This is a genomic window from Bordetella sp. (genome assembly GCF_051960075.1).
Classification (GTDB): Bacteria; Pseudomonadota; Gammaproteobacteria; order Burkholderiales; family Burkholderiaceae_B; genus Bordetella.
Map to the genome: position 1 here is coordinate 1 of NZ_JBQCER010000049.1, position 16,434 is coordinate 16,434.

The 16,434-nt window shown below is 63.5% G+C and carries 14 protein-coding genes; 8 read left to right on the top strand and 6 right to left on the bottom strand.

What is annotated here, in order from left to right:
* Positions 1–14: 14 nt before the first annotated feature.
* Positions 15–1,577, bottom strand: coding sequence for an acetolactate synthase large subunit (locus ACTHJ1_RS06540; protein WP_440189474.1), 1,563 nt, complete (start codon positions 1,575–1,577; stop codon positions 15–17).
* Between the two features lie 213 nt (positions 1,578–1,790).
* Between ACTHJ1_RS06540 and ACTHJ1_RS06545 the strand changes: the two genes are divergently transcribed.
* Entirely contained in the window at positions 1,791–2,525 is a 735-nt protein-coding gene (locus ACTHJ1_RS06545; protein ID WP_440189477.1) for an IclR family transcriptional regulator, read from the top strand.
* Between the two features lie 107 nt (positions 2,526–2,632).
* Here ACTHJ1_RS06545 and ACTHJ1_RS06550 read toward each other — a convergent pair whose 3' ends face one another.
* Genes ACTHJ1_RS06550 through ACTHJ1_RS06560 form a run of 3 tightly spaced genes read right to left on the bottom strand, consistent with a single transcriptional unit; the run spans position 2,633 to position 7,357 of the window.
* Entirely contained in the window at positions 2,633–3,370 is a 738-nt protein-coding gene (locus tag ACTHJ1_RS06550) for an ABC transporter ATP-binding protein (RefSeq protein ID WP_440189480.1), read from the bottom strand.
* Positions 3,367–6,249 (bottom strand): ABC transporter permease subunit, encoded by a 2,883-nt coding sequence (locus ACTHJ1_RS06555; protein WP_440189483.1) that lies wholly within the window; start codon positions 6,247–6,249, stop codon positions 3,367–3,369. Before ACTHJ1_RS06555 ends, ACTHJ1_RS06550 begins: the two co-directional genes overlap by 4 nt.
* Before the next feature lie 46 nt (positions 6,250–6,295).
* On the bottom strand, positions 6,296–7,357 hold the full coding sequence (locus tag ACTHJ1_RS06560) for an ABC transporter substrate-binding protein (protein ID WP_440189815.1): 1,062 nt from the start codon (positions 7,355–7,357) through the stop codon (positions 6,296–6,298).
* Between ACTHJ1_RS06560 and ACTHJ1_RS06565 the strand changes: the two genes are divergently transcribed.
* Positions 7,293–7,517: a hypothetical protein gene (locus tag ACTHJ1_RS06565; RefSeq protein ID WP_440189823.1), complete on the top strand. Its 225-nt coding sequence runs from the start codon at positions 7,293–7,295 to the stop codon at positions 7,515–7,517. The two genes, ACTHJ1_RS06560 and ACTHJ1_RS06565, sit on opposite strands and share 65 nt — an antisense overlap.
* A gap of 321 nt (positions 7,518–7,838) precedes the next feature.
* Here ACTHJ1_RS06565 and ACTHJ1_RS06570 read toward each other — a convergent pair whose 3' ends face one another.
* Complete coding sequence (locus ACTHJ1_RS06570) at positions 7,839–8,876, bottom strand: VPS10 domain-containing protein (protein WP_440189486.1); 1,038 nt, start codon at positions 8,874–8,876, stop codon at positions 7,839–7,841.
* Positions 8,877–9,145: 269 nt separating this feature from the next.
* On the opposite strand from ACTHJ1_RS06570, the gene ACTHJ1_RS06575 reads away from it, so the two are divergent.
* The 6 genes from ACTHJ1_RS06575 (at position 9,146) to ACTHJ1_RS06600 (ending at position 15,471) form a co-directional block, all read left to right on the top strand.
* A complete protein-coding gene (locus ACTHJ1_RS06575) occupies positions 9,146–9,727 on the top strand; it encodes an NADPH-dependent FMN reductase (RefSeq protein ID WP_440189489.1) in 582 nt (193 codons plus the stop codon).
* 466 nt (positions 9,728–10,193) lie between these two features.
* Positions 10,194–11,111 (top strand): glycine--tRNA ligase subunit alpha, encoded by a 918-nt coding sequence (gene glyQ, locus ACTHJ1_RS06580; protein WP_440189492.1) that lies wholly within the window; start codon positions 10,194–10,196, stop codon positions 11,109–11,111.
* A gap of 8 nt (positions 11,112–11,119) precedes the next feature.
* A complete protein-coding gene (gene glyS / locus ACTHJ1_RS06585; protein WP_440189495.1) occupies positions 11,120–13,225 on the top strand; it encodes a glycine--tRNA ligase subunit beta in 2,106 nt (701 codons plus the stop codon).
* Between the two features lie 17 nt (positions 13,226–13,242).
* On the top strand, positions 13,243–13,809 hold the full coding sequence (gmhB, locus tag ACTHJ1_RS06590; protein ID WP_440189498.1) for a D-glycero-beta-D-manno-heptose 1,7-bisphosphate 7-phosphatase: 567 nt from the start codon (positions 13,243–13,245) through the stop codon (positions 13,807–13,809).
* Between the two features lie 5 nt (positions 13,810–13,814).
* Positions 13,815–14,543 (top strand): lysophospholipid acyltransferase family protein, encoded by a 729-nt coding sequence (locus tag ACTHJ1_RS06595; RefSeq protein ID WP_440189501.1) that lies wholly within the window; start codon positions 13,815–13,817, stop codon positions 14,541–14,543.
* On the top strand, positions 14,530–15,471 hold the full coding sequence (locus ACTHJ1_RS06600; RefSeq protein WP_440189504.1) for a M48 family metallopeptidase: 942 nt from the start codon (positions 14,530–14,532) through the stop codon (positions 15,469–15,471). Before ACTHJ1_RS06595 ends, ACTHJ1_RS06600 begins: the two co-directional genes overlap by 14 nt.
* A gap of 19 nt (positions 15,472–15,490) precedes the next feature.
* Here ACTHJ1_RS06600 and argC read toward each other — a convergent pair whose 3' ends face one another.
* The gene (gene argC, locus ACTHJ1_RS06605; protein ID WP_440189507.1) at positions 15,491–16,411 is read right to left on the bottom strand and encodes an N-acetyl-gamma-glutamyl-phosphate reductase; all 921 of its coding nucleotides are present in this window, start codon (positions 16,409–16,411) and stop codon (positions 15,491–15,493) included.
* Positions 16,412–16,434 lie beyond the last annotated feature (23 nt).

The window sequence follows — 16,434 nt, forward strand, 5'->3', positions numbered from 1 at the left end:
GACTGGTGTATGCCTTACAGAGACATTTCAATGAGGAACGGACCGCGCCGCGAGAATGCATGCTCGAGCTGCGCCACGAGTTCTTCACCGGTTTGCGCGCGCGAAGCCTCGACCCCATATGCGCGAGCCAGTCCGACCCAATCGATACATGGATTTGCGAGAGACGTCAGCGTCTCGGCGCGCGCTCCCAATGGTTTGCCGTCACGGCGCAACTCGTTGCGCAGGATGCCGTACTGATGATTTGCCGCAATCAAAACCACGACATCGAGGTTTTCATGCGCGATTGTCCAAAGCGCCTGGACGGTATATTGGGTACTGCCATCGGAAAGCAGGCCGACAACCGTGCGTTCGGGACAGGCTATGGCCGCCCCCATGGCAACGGGCAAGCCCTGCCCGATGGCCCCGCCGGTATTGGTCAGCGTCGTGTGCGTTTCGGCCGCGGCGGATACGGCATAGAACGGGTAGCCGCAAGTGCCGCCTTCGACGGAAACAATGGCTCCCTTGGGCAGCGCGCGCGCCAGCGCGGAGGAGATGGAAGCCGGGGTCAAAGGCCCAGGAGCGACTTCCGGCAACGCAACGCTTTGCGCCCGATATGCCGGGGCCTGCATGGCGTCGGCAAGCTGCTCGAGCTGCGTGGCCACCGCCTCGCCTGGCCGGCTCAGCACCAACAGGCGTTCGGTCTCGACCAGCGCGCTGGGGTGCCCGGCGTAACCAAAATAGGTAATCGGGGCGCTTGCGCCTATCAGCACCACCAGATCGGCGCGGTCGAGTACGTCGCGGGCCGGCTCGGGAAAATAAGGCAGACGCCCGAACGCGGGAAGCCCTTGGCCGCGCTCGCTGCGAGACGGGAACGTCTCGGCATATGCGGTGGCCCCCAGCGCTTCGCAGAGACGGGCGACCTCGCATTGGCCCCGCGCGCCGAGCGCGCTGTGCTCGCCGCCCCCGCCAAGCAGGAAAACAATATGGGAAGCGGCGCGCAGCCTGCTTACTGCGGCAGCCAGGTCAATCGATGCGGATGCCTCGTCGGCCAGCGACTCGCCGGCCGCGGCAGTATCTGCCGGCGCATCCTGCAGCTCGGCCTGGAAATCCGCCGGGAAAATGAGCGTAGCCCCTTGGCCACCGCGCGCCCGACTGCCGGCAACCGCGGCGTGGGCCGCCGGCACGATGTCGCCAGGGTCGGCTATACGATGCACCCAGCCGGAAACGGGACGGGCAAGCGACTCGATATCGGAAGTCAGCGGCGCATCGTACTTCAGGTGCCAACTGGTGTGATCCCCGATCACATTGACAATGGGCGTGTGCGCGCGGCGCGCATTGTGCAGATTCGCAATGCCGTTCGCGAACCCAGGCCCCAGATGCAGCAAGGTCGCGGCGGCGCGGCCGGTCATGCGGCCATATCCGTCGGCGCCCCCGGTGCAGATATTTTCCTGCAGGCCCAGGACGCAGCGCACATCGTTGCGCAGCTCGAGTCCACGCACCATATCCAGCTCGGTCGTCCCGGGGTTGGCGAAACACGTGTCCACTCCCTTCGCAGCCAACGCCGCCCATAGAGCTTGCGCTCCCGTCATCCTAGCCATGGACTCCTCCTCACCGTCATACGCCTGGCAAGCGTGGCTGATTTGCTTTTCATATTTGTTATTTTATCAAATTATAGTAAATCAGCAATACATAGACGAAATTTTCGGGGAAGAATGAAGTTCTTATTGCAGAATTACCTTTTTGCGTAAATATCGCTTTTGCCCCACACTCGCACACTGTTGCGAACGCACGCAGAAAACCGCGAAATATCCATGAACAGCCTTCAACGCATGCTCGAGGTCCTGTCCCTGTTCCGGGACGACCAGCCCGTCATCGACATCGACGTCATCAGCAAGGAACTCGGCTATCCCGCTTCGAGCGCTTACCGCTACGTGCGCGAACTGGCCGGCGCCGGCCTGCTGGTGCGACTGCCGCGCGGCTATGCCGTGGGCCCGCGCATCATCGAACTCGACCGGCACATGACCCGTTTCGATCCCGTGCTGTCGGTCAGCCGCGATATCGTCGACGATCTGGTGCGCAAAACCAGCCTCGATCTGCTCATCAGCGAGTGGTACGGGTCCAAGGTCATCAACATTTTGCAGAAATCGGCCAGCGACACCTCCGCGCTGGATTTCGGCCGAGGTTCGCCCATAAACCTGTTCCGCAGCGCGACCGCTCGCGTGGTGCTTGCCTATCTGCTGCCTAGACAATTGCGGCGCCTGTACGATCAAACGCCGCCGGAAGAGAGCGGCGCGGCCCTGGGCACCTGGAAAGAATTCTCGAAAGCCATGCTGCGCATCCGCAAGGACGGCTACTGCATCAGCGAACATGAACTCAGCCCGCACAACAGCGGCATTGCCGCCCCCATCTTCGATGAAAAGCATCGAATCCTTGGCAGCATCACGCTTGCCGGCAGTTCAGACCGCTTCAACGCCTTCAATCGCGAATTCCTCGCCACCTTGATTTGCGGCGCTGCCAACGAAATCGCAGCGCGCATCGCAAGTTGACGGACAATACGCCATCAAAGGCGCCTGCCGGATTCCGGTTGCGCGCCTCGGGAGCTGGCCCTCGTCGGATCGATACCTGGATCCGCTGCGCTATCCAGGCATACGATTCAGGACTTCAAACCCAGATAAATTCGCGTCAATCGGTGGTCTCGGCCGAGCAGCTCGGCCGGGCCTTCCTGGACGATGCTGCCCGTTTCGAGAACGTAGGCGCGGTCCGCGATGGCAAGCGCAGCCCGCGCGTTCTGCTCGACCAGCAGCACCGAAACACCGTGTGATTGCAGCCGACCGATGATGTTGAAGACTTCCGTCACAATGCGTGGAGCGAGGCCGAGGCTCGGTTCGTCAAGCATGAGCAGCCTGGGCTTGAGCATCAGAGCGCGGCCGATAGCCAGCATTTGGCGCTCGCCGCCCGACAACGTGCCCGCAAGCTGACTCGCGCGCTCTTTCAGCCGCGGGAAGACGCTGTAGACGCCGTCGAGTTCGTCCTGTAAGTCGCGTCTGCCGTGAAAGCGGCGGCTGAACGCGCCGAGCACGAGGTTCTCGCGCACGCTCATGTCGGAAAACAAGTCGCGCGATTCGGGTACCAAGGTGAGCCCGCGGCGCACCCGCTCGGTGGTGGTCCAATGTTCGATGCTCTCGCCGCAATAGCGTGCGCCGCCCGAGAAAGGCAACATGCCCATCAGGGCTTCCATGGTGGTGGTCTTGCCCGCGCCGTTCGGGCCGAGAATGGTGACCACCTCGCCTTCGAACAGGGTCAGGTTCACATTTCGTACGGTTTCTATCGCGCCGTAGCAGACCGACAGGTTGTCGACCTGCAGGATCGGAGTTGCGGACTCGGCTTTCATGATGCCACCCCTCCGAGGTAAGCGGCGATGACATCGGGATGCGACTGAACCTGGGCGGGAGTGCCGATAGTCAACGTGCACCCAAAATTCTGAACAATGACGCGGTCGGCCAGATTCATGACGAACGCCATGTCGTGCTCGACGAGCAAAATGGTCATGCCTTCTGATTGCAGCCGCTTGAGCAACTCGGCCAATTCGTCTTTTTCGCCGGCTCGCAGGCCTGCGGCGGGTTCGTCGAGCAACAGCATTTGCGGACGGGCGACGAGCGCGCGGGCTACTTCCAGAATACGCTGCTTTCCGAGAGGAAGGGAGCCGGCGGGCTGGTTGGCAACTTCGGCAAGCCCGGTGCGCTCGAGGGCCGTGGCGGCGGCTTCCATGGCTTGTCTCTCTTCGTGGCGATCCAGCCTGAGCATGGTTGCGAGCATCCCGCACCGCCCGTGGCGGTAGGCCCCAAGCGCCGCATTATCGATGGCGGACAGCTCGCCCAGCAGCTTCACATGCTGGAACGTACGCGACAGGCCGGTGTCGGCGATGGAGTGGCCGGTCAGATCGTTGATCCGCTTTCCGGCGAAGATGATTTCGCCGGACGTGGGCTTGAGCGCGCCCGAGATCAGGTTGAACATGGTCGATTTTCCCGCTCCGTTGGGACCGATCATGGCCATGATTTCCCCGGGCGCGACATCGAAACTGACATCCGACACGGCGGTCAGCCCGCCGAACCGCTTGGTGGCGCGGTTCACACGCAGAATCGGCTTGCCGGCCTCCGGCGCCGGGCCCGCATACATCGTCAACAGCGCATCGCCGCCCTCGGGCACTTTGCGCGGCCGGATGAACGCCGTGAACAGGTAGGCGATGCCGTGCTGCGTGCGTTGCAGCAGCAAAACGATAAGCACGCCAAAGATTACCTGCTGTAGGTTGCCGAATTTCTGCAGGACATTCATCTGCAGGATGCTTTGCAGCCAATCGCTGATCGCGCCGACCACCGCCGACCCGACGATGGCGCCGGACAGTTGCCCAATGCCGCCGATCACCGCCGTGAAGATGTACTGCACTCCCATTTCCAGGCCGAAAGACGAGGGATTGATGAAGCGCTGCATATGCGCATAAAGCCACCCCGAAATCCCGGCGAGAACAGCGGCGAGGACGAACACCTTGATTTTCAGGAGCGGGACGTTCACGCCCATGCTTTCCGCCATGAGCGCCTTGCTCTTGAGCGATCGTATTGCCCGGCCGGTGCGGGAATCGAGCAGGTTCCGGCTCGCCAGGGCCAGGATGACCAGCACGAGTGCGACCAAGTAATAGATGCGCAGCTCGTAGCTCTGAACAAATCCGAACGTGGGCAACGGAATGGGCGGAAGATCGGTCATGCCCGTGGAGGCGCCGATGCTGTCGGTATTGGAGAACACGTAGAAAATACTGACCGCCCAAGCGATGGTGGCGATGGGCAGGTAGTGGCTGCGCATGCGCAAGGTCACGGCGCCGAGAATCCAGGAGCACAGCGCCGTGGCGAGCAGAACGAGAGGCAGGGCCAGCCAGGGGGAAATCAGCCAGGCTTTCGTGAGCACGGCGCTGGCATAGGCGCCCACCCCGACGAAAGCGGCCTGCCCGAACGACACCTGGCCCGCCACGCCCGTCAGGAGAATGACGCCGAGGCAGACGATGGCGTATAGATAGATGTAGCAGGTGAGCGTGACGTAGTAGTGCGACAGCCCAAAGGGCAGCACGGCGATGAACACAAGCAGCGCGATGAGCCAAAGCTTGCCGGGCACGCGCCACGCCGCGTCGCGCAGCGCTTTGATGAAGCGCGGAACCGTGCGCATGCCGCCCCCCGCCTTTTCTTCTTCTTCGTCGATAATGTGACTGGAGAACATCGAGCAGCCCAGCAGGATCGGCACCATCAGGGCAAATACCAGAGCGTCTTTGTAGCCGCTCGACCAAAACGCGGCAAAGCTTTCGAACACGCCGATCGACAAAGCCCCCAGCGCGGCCAAGGGATAACTGACCATGGCGCCGACCGTGGCTCCTACGAAAGCTTTCAGACTGACAAGAAAACCCGAGTTGTAGTAAATGGTGACGAAGGGCGCGATGAGAATGCCCGCGATGGCGCAAATGAGCGCAGTCAGCCCGAAGCTCGTCAAACCGGCCATGTCTGCGCTGATGCCCATGAGGAGCGCGCCGCGCCGGTTGCTGGCTGTGGCGCGAAGCGCACGCCCGTGGGCGGTCTTTTGAGAGAACCAGTACAACATGCCCATGAGCGCGGCACTCGCGACCAGCACGAGCAGGTTTTGCAGCGCAACGCTTTGTCCGGCGACCTCGAAGCGAGTGTCGGTGAACGCAGCCGTGCGCGCGCCGTCAGGACCAAACGCCGCCAAGGCCAGCCCGTCGAGAACGAAATGGGCGGCTACCGAGACGATGAGCAGAACCAGGATCGAGGCATTCGCGATCGGCTGGTAGACGACCCGATACATGGCCGAACCGATGGGCACGACGATGGCGAGCGTGAGCAGAACCTGAAGCGCCATAGGTGCGTGGGCTTTCGGCACCGCGACCGTAACGGCTGCGATGACGGCCGGCACGGCGACCCACCAGACGACGGGACGCAAGTACCGCGCGGCAGGAGCGTGCGCGCAGCGCAACCGGATCAGTTCCATGACGCCGGCAACGCAGCAGGCAGCCAGCATGAACCACACTGTCATGGGGGTCTGGCCGTTTTGCAGCGTATAGATGGTGAGCGCGCCGAACGAGACGAACTCGCCGGCCTGCACCATGATCACGCGTGTGACTGAAAACGCCAGAACGAGCGCCAGCGCTATCAGCCCATACGCAGCGCCGTTAGTGAGCCCGTCTTGCAAAAGAGAGAATGCGACAGTGAAGTCCATGAGGCTGCCATCGTGGTGATGAGAAAACCCAATCTGTCGAAAGGTTTTATTTCAGGAGGACCCATTTGCCGTTTTTCACGACCATCATGAGCGCGGAGCGCTTGTCCATCCCGTTGTGGTTTTCGGGCGTCATGTTGAACACGCCCTGCGTTCCGACCACGTCCTTGCTGTTTTCCAACGCATCTCGCAGCGCACTGCGGAATTGTTCCGTACCCGGTTGCGCCTTTTTCAGCGCCACGGGGACGGCATTTTTCAGAAGGATTTCGGCGTCATAGACATTGGAACCGAAGGTGGACGGTTTGGTGCCTTGTGCCTTTTCGTACTCGGCGATGTAGCCCAGAGCAACCTTCTTGATGGGATTGCTATTGTCGAGCTGATTCACGACCTGCAGTGGGCCCGCGGCCATCAACGCCCCTTCCGCCGACTTTTTGGCAAGGCGCACGAAGTCGTCGGTGGCGGCGCCCTCGGTCTGGTAGATTTTGCCGCGATAGCCGCGCGAAACCAGCGACTGCTGGCCGAGCGCCGAAGTGCCGCCGGCCGCCGCCACCAGAATGGCGTCGGGGTTTGCTGCCACGAGATGGATGGTTTGCGCCGCAATACTGCTGTCGCTGCGCTGGAAACGCTCGTCGGCCACGAGCTTGATGCCGGCTTTATCGATAATGGGCTTGAGGGTGGTGGCCCATTCCTCGCCGAGAGCGTCGTTTAGGCGCAGGAGACCGAGCGTCTTGATCCCGCCCTTGACCATGTTCCCGACCTCGGCCTGCAAAATCAGCGAGTTGGCCTGTGCGGTCTTGAAGACCCATTTGCGGACAGCATCCACCGGCTGGATGACGGCGTCGGTTCCGACGGCAGCGATGAGCGGCGTTTTCGATTCGGCCACGAAGTTCAGGATCGCCATGGCATTGGGAGAAATCGACGGGCCGATCAGCGCATCGACGTGGTCTTCGCTGATGAGCTTCTTGACGTTGTTCACGGCGTTCGTCGCGTTGCCGCCGTCGTCGAGCACCGTGATCTGCACAGGCGTGCCGTCGATTTCTTTGGGCATGAGCAGCGCCGAGTTGCGCTGCGGGATGCCGATGACGGCAGCCGGCCCGGTGCTGGAAACCATGAAACCGATCTTGATGGGAGTGGTCGCTGCGAGGCACGGCGCCGTGGCCATGGAAATGGCTGCTGCGACGGAGGCCGAAATGAGTGCTCGGTGCTTGATGACTGACATGAAAGTCTCCTCGGTAACGTTCGGTCGGCTGATAAATGTTGAATTACTGTAATTTGATAATATTGTTATAAAAACAGCCATAAAATAAACTGCGGGGAAACACCTATTCTTACAATATCGTTTTGAGACATCTTTTGGTTGGTGAAAAGTCAGGCGCAGGCAAGACCCTTGCGCCTGTTTCAGGCGCTTGAAGTGGGAAGAACCATGCCCGGCAAGGCCGACTGGCGAAAAGCCCCGGATCTAATTTTTCTAATTTCTCTTAATATGAGAATTTTGGCTTTTCAAAGGCGGACCGTGACAGAGCGCCCCCCTCACCGAAGGTGAGACCCTGCCGCCGTTCTCCGGTATCAGGCCTGGCGCAGGCCCTGCCCGCTCACTTTTTGGCGATCGATTGGTGGGCCGGCCTCATCCGTGCCACCGCCGACGTCCACAATACGTCGGTGATTTCGCTGAACTCGCGCCATTCTTTCTTCCACATATTGCCGCTATTGGTGGATGTGAACAGGTCGCCGTATTTGGCGCCTGCAATCATCTGGGCGGTGTTCGCCGGGTTGATGCCGATGGCCCAGATGCATGAGTTGGGCTGCTGTGGAAACGGCTGGAGCTCCCAGGTTTTTGCCGCATCCTGCGTGATGAGCACCTTGCTGGTGGCGCCTGGCGTGCCGTCGGAAATGCTGATGTAGAGCGTGTCATCGGTGCCCGCGGGCACGCCCAGGGCCCGTATGTAGTACAGACCCCAGGCCTCCTTGGCCAGCAGGCCGGTCCAGGTCTGGCCCTCGTCTTCGCTGCGGTATACGGCGTTCACGCAGACCACGACGACGACTTTTTTGCCTCGATTGGGCAGTACCGCGATGTTGTGAATATCGGTGTGAAAGTCGTACAGCAGGCGGTCGTCGACGCGCTCCCAGTTGTCGCCGCCATCGCGGCTGTGAAACAGCCCGCCCTCTTCCAGGCCGAACCAGAGTTGGCTACGGTCGGTGGGATCGAAGGCGAACGCGAGCAAGCGCGGCCGGCTTACACCTGCGCAAAACTCGGGGATCTCGACAGGCGCGCGCGTCCAGCTCTTGCCTGCGTCCAGCGTGCGCCACAGCACCGCGCGCGAGGGTGCCCCGGTGCCGACAAAAATGCGATTGGCGTCTCGAGGATCGACTGCCACCTTCCAGACAGTCTGGCCGTTGAATGGACTGTCCACCCTTTCCCAGACATTGCCCGTGTCGTGGCTGACGCACAGGCCGACATCGGTGCCAGCATAGACCGTCTCGGCCGAGATCGGGCTGGCGCTCAGCGAACGCACCGTGCCGTCGAACTCCAGGATTTGCCCAAGGCCCTGGCGGTGCCAGGTCAAGCCGTCGTCGGCGCTGCGCAGAATGGCCTGTCCGGCCGTTGCCACGAAAAGCGTGCCGTTACCCATGCAATTCTCCCAATATATGAGTATAGGATGCATCAAACAGCTTAATTATTACACTAATTTTTTATATAAATTTCATATTACAGTAATTCAGCATAAAATAGCCAGACATCAGCGATGCTGATGCCGCTAGATGCCGGATCCGGTCCTCGCGTGCAAGAACGAGGCGCGGCGGTCGTCCTCGCGCGTGGCCCGGGCGCCCGCTGTCGCGGCCGGCTCGGCTAGCGTTACCAAGACGATGAATTTCAATTGCCAATGGCAAGGAGTGTGATATGAGCAAGGCACGCGACGTCGTAGTGCTGGTAGGCAGTCTGCGCAAAGACTCTCTCAACCGTAAGATGGCAAACGCGCTCGAGGCGCTGGCACCGCCCGAACTGAAGCTGGACATTGTCGAGATCGGCCAGTTGCCGTTCTACAACCAGGACCTCGAAGCAGAAGCCGCGCCTCCCGCCTGGAAAGACTTTCGCCAGCGGGTAGCGCGCGCCGATGCTGTCCTGTTCGTCACGCCGGAATACAACCGCAGCGTGCCGGCCGTTCTCAAGAACGCCATCGACGTGGGTTCTCGACCCTATGGCCGCAGCGTCTGGAATGCCAAGCCCGGTGCCATAGTCAGCGTGTCTCCCGGAGCCATCGCCGCATTTGGAGCGAATCACCATCTGCGTCAGTCGCTGACGTTCCTCAATATCCTGGCAATGCAGCAACCGGAAGCCTACATCGGCGGCGCTGACAAGCTGTTCGACGCCGACGGCACACTGGTCAATGAAGATTCGCAAAAATTCCTGCAAAGCTTCATGCAGGCATTTGCCGCCTGGATCGCGAACTTTCTCGAAAGCGGCCCAGGAGTCCAGGGTTAAAAATCTCTTGCTCTTTACGGCATAGGCGTCGTACCAGCACACCGCGGCAATCCCACTGCCTCCAACCGATCAAATCATTGCGATTACACAACTCGCGATGGGGCATGACTTGCACCACGCTTCATTCAGGCGCATGGCTGCCCGCGGGTGCTGCTTGTTTCCTCTCTTGCAATGCCGGTGCGCGGAGTCCGGGCGGCCTTTTTATGAACAGTGCGGGGGGCAGCCTCTGCAGATCCGCGACGGCGGTCAACCGCAGCCCACCGGGCGAGCGCCGGAACTCCCGCAGGCCTGTCGAAGGCGCCTTAGCAACTCAAACCAGTCCCTCAGTGAACCCAAGCCGGCGGCTCAAGAGCTCAACCAAGGCACTTCAAGAACCCAGACCAGTCCAGAGCCCTCCGGCTCACTGGCTTGGGAACCCGAGGAAGGAAGTTAAAATGCCCGGTTTCCCGCCCATCTCGCCGGCAAAATGCTTACCTTTCAGCAAATCATCCTCACCCTCCAGAACTACTGGGACAAGCAAGGCTGCGCCCTCCTGCAGCCCTACGACATGGAAGTCGGCGCGGGCACCTCGCATACCGCCACCTTCCTGCGCGCCATCGGTCCCGAGCCCTGGAAGGCCGCTTACGTCCAGCCCTCGCGCCGCCCCAAGGACGGCCGCTACGGCGAGAACCCCAACCGCCTGCAGCACTATTACCAATTCCAGGTCGTCCTCAAGCCCGCGCCGGCCGACATCCTGGAGCTGTACCTGGGCAGCCTGCAGGCCCTGGGCTTCGACCTGAAGAAGAACGACATCCGCTTCGTCGAGGACGACTGGGAGAACCCCACGCTCGGCGCCTGGGGCCTGGGCTGGGAGGTGTGGCTCAACGGCATGGAAGTCACCCAGTTCACCTACTTCCAGCAGGTCGGCGGCATCGACTGCAAGCCGGCCACCGGCGAAATCACCTACGGCCTGGAGCGCCTGGCCATGTACCTGCAGGGCGTGGAAAACGTCTACGACCTGACATGGACGGAAGGTCTCAGCTACGGCGACGTCTATCTGCAGAACGAAAAAGAGCAGTCGGCCTACAACTTCGAGCACAGCGACGCCGACTTTCTCTTCACCGCCTTCGGCGCGCACGAGCGCCAGGCCCTGCACCTGATGCAAGCGCAGCTTGCGCTGCCGGCCTACGAACAGGTGCTCAAGGCCGCGCACAGCTTCAATCTGCTCGATGCGCGCGGCGCCATCAGCGTCACCGAGCGCGCCGCTTACATCGGCCGCATCCGCAACCTGGCCCGCAGCGTGGCGCAAAGCTACCTGGACAGCCGCGCGCGCCTGGGCTTTCCCATGGCGCCCAGGAACTGGGCCGAAGAAACGCTGGCCAAGCTCGACAAGAAAGTAGCTTGATAACAACCATGAGCAATCAAAATCTTCTCGTAGAACTGTTCGTCGAAGAACTGCCGCCCAAGGCGCTCAAGAAGCTGGGCGACGCCTTCGCCGGCGTGCTGGCCGAGCAACTCAAGGCGCAGGGCCTGGCGGGCGCGGACTCCACGCTCACGGCCTATGCCTCGCCGCGCCGCCTGGGCGCGCACCTGACCGCGGTGGCCGCGCAGGCCGCCGACCGCGCCGTGTCGCAAAAGCTCATGCCCGTGAGCGTGGGCCTGGACGCCTCGGGCCAGCCCACGCCCGCGCTGCTCAAGAAACTCGCCGCGCTGGGCGCGGATGCGTCGGTGGTGCCGAATCTCAAGCGCGCGCCCGACGGCAAGGCCGAAGCCCTGTTCTACGAAAGCACCGCCAGGGGCGCACTGCTGGCCGACGGCCTGCAGAAGGCGCTGGACGAAGCCATCGCCAGGCTGCCCATTCCCAAGGTCATGACCTACCAACTGACCGACGGCTGGACCGACGTGAAGTTCGTGCGCCCGGCGCACGGCCTGGTCGCGCTGCACGGCGCGCAGGTAGTGCCCGTCTCGGCTTTGGGTCTGACGGCGAGCAACGCCACGCACGGCCACCGCTTTGAAGCGACCGCCGATCCCATCGTCATCAAGGACGCCGACAGCTATGCCGCCACGCTGCAGGAAAGCGGCGCGGTGATACCCGGCTTCGACGCGCGCCGCGCGCAGATCCGCCGCCAGCTCGATGCGGCCGCGGCGCAGGTCGGCGGCGGCGTCAAACCCATCGACGACGACGCCCTGCTTGACGAAGTGACGGCACTGGTCGAACGGCCCAACGTGCTGGTCTGCCAGTTCGAGCAGGAATTCCTCACCGTGCCGCAGGAGTGCCTCATCCTCACGATGAAGGCCAACCAGAAGTACTTCCCGCTGCTGGACGCGCAGGGCAAGCTCACCAACAAATTCCTGGTCGTCAGCAACATCAGTCCCGCCGACGCTGGCGCCGTGACCGGCGGCAACGAGCGCGTGGTGCGCCCGCGCCTGGCCGACGCCAAGTTCTTCTTCGACCAAGACCGCAAGAAGACGCTGGCAAGCCGCGTGCCGGGCCTGTCCAAGGTGGTCTATCACAACAAGCTGGGCACGCAGGGCGAGCGCGTCGAACGCGTGCGCGCGATCGCCAAGGCCATCGCCGGCAAGCTGGGCATCGACGCGCAGCTTGCCGACCAGGCCGCACAACTGGCCAAGGCCGACCTGCTGACCGACATGGTGGGCGAGTTCCCCGAGCTGCAGGGCATCATGGGCCGCTACTACGCCCTCAACGACGGCCTGGCGGCGGACGTGGCCGATGCCATCGAGGACCACTACAAGCCGCGATTCGCAGGCGACGAGCTGCCGCGCGGGCAGGTCGGCGTGGCTGTGGCGCTGGCCGACAAGCTCGAGACGCTCACCGGCATGTTCGGCATCGGTAACCTGCCCAGCGGCGACAAGGACCCGTTCGCACTGCGCCGCCACGCGCTGGGCGTGGTGCGCATGCTGATCGAAAAAGACCTGCCGCTGGATCTGGACGTGCTGCTGGGCCAGATCGCGACGCCCGCTTTCGGCGACAAGATCCAGGACGCCGGCGCCGCGCTGGCCGACTTCATCTACGACCGCCTCGCCGGCCTGCTGCGCGAGCAAGGCTACAGCGCGCAGGAAATCGACGCCGTGCTGGCCCTGCGTCCGCAGCGCCTGGGCGACGTGGCCAAGCGGCTGGCGGCGGTGCGCGCCTTCGCCGCGTTGCCCGAAGCCGCCGCGCTCGCCGCGGCCAACAAGCGCGTAGGCAATATCCTGAAGAAGGCCGACGGCCAGGCGCAGGAACGCATCGACGCCGCGCTGCTTACGGAAGCCGCCGAGCAGAAACTGGCAGGCGTGTTGACCGAGGTGCGCGCCGCGTCCGACACGCTGTTCGACGCGGGCGAATACGCCGGTTCGCTGCGCGAGCTGGCCGCGCTCAAGGGCCCGGTCGACGCGTTCTTCGACGGCGTGATGGTCAATGCCGAGGACCCGGCCCTGCGCGCCAATCGCCTGGGGCTGCTCGCCTCGTTGCACGCCGCGATGAACCGCGTGGCCGATCTGTCGCGCCTCGCGTCGTGAGCACGGGTCACAAGATCATGAAGCTCGTCATTCTCGACCGCGACGGCGTCATCAATCACGAGAGCGACGCCTTCGTCAAAAACCCCGACGAATGGATCGCCCTGCCGGGCAGCCTGCAGGCTATCGCGCGCCTGACGCAGGCCGATTGGACCGTGGTGGTCGCCACCAATCAGTCGGGCCTGGCGCGAGGCCTGTTCGATGTTTCGGCGCTCAACGCCATTCACTCGAAAATGCATCAGGAGCTGGCCCAGGTGGGCGGCGTGATCGACGCCATCTTCATGTGCCCGCACGGCCCCGGCGAAGGCTGCACCTGCCGCAAACCGCTGCCGGGCATGTACTTTGAAATAGGCCGCCGCTACGACGTGGACCTGGCTGGCGTACCGTCACTGGGCGACTCGCTGCGCGATCTGCAGGCCGCCCACGCTGCGGGCTGTTCGCCCTGGCTGGCGCTCACCGGCAACGGCATCAAGACGCTCGAACGAGGCGGTTTGCCGCCCGGCACGCAGATCTGCGACGACCTTCCCGCCTTCGTCGACATACTGCTGGCCAGCGACGGCAGAACCGCACGCAACACCGGAGCATGAAGAACATGGCCTGGCTACGATCTTTCATCTATGCCGTCTTCCTGATCGTCACCGTCATTCCCTACGCTTTCGCCTGTCTGCTCTGGGCTCCCCTGCCGGCGACGTGGCGCTATCGGCTCACTGTGGGTTGGCCGCGCCTGGCTGTCTGGGGTGCGCGCGTCATCTGCGGCATACGCTGGCAGGTCAAGGGCTGGGAGAACCTGCCCGACGGTCCCGCCGTGCTGCTGGCCAAACACCAGTCCGCCTGGGAAACGCTGTTCCTGCCGTCGCACATGCCGCGCCAGCTCTGCTTCATCTACAAACGCGAGCTGCATCGCGTGCCCTTTTTCGGCTGGGGACTGGCTCTGCTTTCCATGATTCCCATCGACCGCAGCAAGGGGCGCGACGCCTTTGACCAAGTCGTGAGCGTGGGCAGGCAGCGTCTGGACGAAGGCCGATGGCCCATGGTGTTTCCCGAAGGCACGCGGGTGGCGCCCGGCAAGATGGGACGCTTCAAGGCAGGTGGCGCCATGCTGGCCGTGCGCACCGAGACGCCGGTAATCCCGATCGCGCTCAACTCGGGCGAATGCTGGCGCCGCAACGCCTTCGTCAAGCGCCCTGGCCTCATCACCGTGTCGATCGGCCCGGCGATAGAATCCAAAGGCCTGACCGGCGACGAACTCAACGCCAAGGCATACGACTGGATAGACCGCGAAATGCGCGTCCTCAACCCGGAACGCTATGGCACCACCTGATCAGCTTGCGCTGTCGTTCGATTTCGGCCCGTCCGAACCGGACGGCAGCCATGCTGTCGCAACGCCTGCCGTTGCCGCTCCGGCGCCGGCGCGCATCGCACCGGATGATGCGCCCACGCTGGTTCTCACGCCAGCGCAGGCCGCGCCCGACGCTCGCGTACCCATACCCCGCCCCGCCCAGCTGCCCGAAGGCTCGCGCTGGCGCGAGGTCGAAACGCCCCAACAGACCATAGGCTTCGTGCTGCAGCGCTCGCGCCGGCGCAGCATCGGCTTCGTCATCGCCGACGACGGCCTGCGCATCACCGCGCCCAACTGGGTCACCCTGGGGCAAGTCGACGACGCCGTGCGCGAGAAGGCCAAGTGGATCCTGGCCAAGCTGCGCGAATGGCAAGAACGCAAAGAAAAACTCGCGCTCGGCGGTACGCGCTGGGTCGACGGCGGCGAGCTGCCGTATCTGGGCAAGCGCATTGTGCTGGGCCTGGCCGCCGACCGTCGGCAGGCCTTTTTCTCGGGTCAGGCCCAGGCCCCGCAGGACAGCGACACGCTCTGGCTGCCGTTGGCGCCCAGCGCCGATCAGACCCGCGTACGAGATGCCGCGCAGGCCTGGCTGCAACAGCGCGCCAGCGACCGCTTCGGTGCGCGCCTGGCGCACTTTCTGCAGCGCACCGGCCTCACCATTCGCCGCTGGCGCCTGTCGTCGGCCGCCACGCGCTGGGGCTCCTGCACCAGCGACGGCACCATCATGCTCAACTGGCGCCTGATCCACTTCGCGCCCGACATCATCGACTACGTCATCGCGCACGAGCTCGCGCATCTGCGCGAAATGAACCACAGCCACGACTTCTGGGCCGAAGTCGGCCACATACTGCCCGACTTCGAACAGGCCAAGCAGGCGCTGCGCCGCCACGATCCGGCAAGCCTGCCCTGACAGCCACGGCACCCGCGGGTCAGGCCGCCAGCATCAGATCCAGGTTCTGCACCGCCGCGCCCGAAGCGCCCTTGCCCAGATTGTCGAACACCGCCGCCAGCACGGCCTGGCCATGCTCGGCGTTGTGGAACACGCCCAGCCACATATCGTTGGTGCCGTTGAGCACCTCGGGATCGAGGCTGCCCATGACGCTCGTCTGCCCCAGCGGCAGCACCTGCACGTGGCGGGAACCGGCGTAGTGACGGGCCAGGCAGGTGTGCAGGGTTTCGGCGTTCGCGCCCAGCGACTTCAGATCCAGCGGCACCGTCAACACGATGCCCTGCCGGTAGGCGCCGTAGGCCGGCATGAAGAAAGGCCGGCGCGATAGCCCGATGTGGGCCTGCATCTCGGGCACATGTTTGTGCGCCAGACCCAGGCCATAGACCTGGAAGGCTGGCGCTGTCGCCGCGTCCGGGCCTTCGTATTGATCGACCCCGGCGCGGCCGCCGCCCGAGTAACCCGACACCGCGTGAACGGTCACCGGATAGTCGCCGGGCAGCAGGCCCGCCTCGCGCAAAGGCCGCAGCAGACCGATCGCGCCGGTGGGATAGCAACCGGGATTGGTCACCCGCCTGGCGGCTGCGACGCGTTCGCCCTGCCCCTGCGTCATCTCGGGAAAGCCGTAGACCCAACCCGGCACGGTGCGGTGCGCCGAACTGGCGTCGATCACACGCACCGCCGGGTTGACGACCGACTGCGCCGCCTCGCGCGCGGCCGCGTCGGGCAGGCACAGAATGGCGATGTCGCAATCGTTGATGGCCGCTGCGCGGCGCTCGGCGTTCTTGCGCTCGGCGGCGGCCAGAGTGACGACGCGGATGTCCGTGCGTCCCTGCAGGCGTTCGTGGATCTGCAGACCGGTGGTGCCCTGGTCGCCGTCGATGAAGACTATGGGTGCCGACATGATGATTTCCGACTCTCGATGTG

What these genes read in the sequence shown, in the direction of transcription:
- ACTHJ1_RS06540 (WP_440189474.1), bottom strand. Translation starts at nt 1,577, where the DNA reads ATGGCTAGGATGACGGGAGCGCAAGCTCTATGGGCGGCGTTGGCTGCG.
- ACTHJ1_RS06545 (WP_440189477.1), top strand. Translation starts at nt 1,791, where the DNA reads ATGAACAGCCTTCAACGCATGCTCGAGGTCCTGTCCCTGTTCCGGGAC.
- ACTHJ1_RS06550 (WP_440189480.1), bottom strand. Translation starts at nt 3,370, where the DNA reads ATGAAAGCCGAGTCCGCAACTCCGATCCTGCAGGTCGACAACCTGTCG.
- ACTHJ1_RS06555 (WP_440189483.1), bottom strand. Translation starts at nt 6,249, where the DNA reads ATGGACTTCACTGTCGCATTCTCTCTTTTGCAAGACGGGCTCACTAAC.
- ACTHJ1_RS06565 (WP_440189823.1), top strand. Translation starts at nt 7,293, where the DNA reads ATGAGCAGCGCCGAGTTGCGCTGCGGGATGCCGATGACGGCAGCCGGC.
- ACTHJ1_RS06560 (WP_440189815.1), bottom strand. Translation starts at nt 7,357, where the DNA reads ATGGTTTCCAGCACCGGGCCGGCTGCCGTCATCGGCATCCCGCAGCGC.
- ACTHJ1_RS06570 (WP_440189486.1), bottom strand. Translation starts at nt 8,876, where the DNA reads ATGGGTAACGGCACGCTTTTCGTGGCAACGGCCGGACAGGCCATTCTG.
- ACTHJ1_RS06575 (WP_440189489.1), top strand. Translation starts at nt 9,146, where the DNA reads ATGAGCAAGGCACGCGACGTCGTAGTGCTGGTAGGCAGTCTGCGCAAA.
- glyQ (WP_440189492.1), top strand. Translation starts at nt 10,194, where the DNA reads ATGCTTACCTTTCAGCAAATCATCCTCACCCTCCAGAACTACTGGGAC.
- glyS (WP_440189495.1), top strand. Translation starts at nt 11,120, where the DNA reads ATGAGCAATCAAAATCTTCTCGTAGAACTGTTCGTCGAAGAACTGCCG.
- gmhB (WP_440189498.1), top strand. Translation starts at nt 13,243, where the DNA reads ATGAAGCTCGTCATTCTCGACCGCGACGGCGTCATCAATCACGAGAGC.
- ACTHJ1_RS06595 (WP_440189501.1), top strand. Translation starts at nt 13,815, where the DNA reads ATGGCCTGGCTACGATCTTTCATCTATGCCGTCTTCCTGATCGTCACC.
- ACTHJ1_RS06600 (WP_440189504.1), top strand. Translation starts at nt 14,530, where the DNA reads ATGGCACCACCTGATCAGCTTGCGCTGTCGTTCGATTTCGGCCCGTCC.
- argC (WP_440189507.1), bottom strand. Translation starts at nt 16,411, where the DNA reads ATGTCGGCACCCATAGTCTTCATCGACGGCGACCAGGGCACCACCGGT.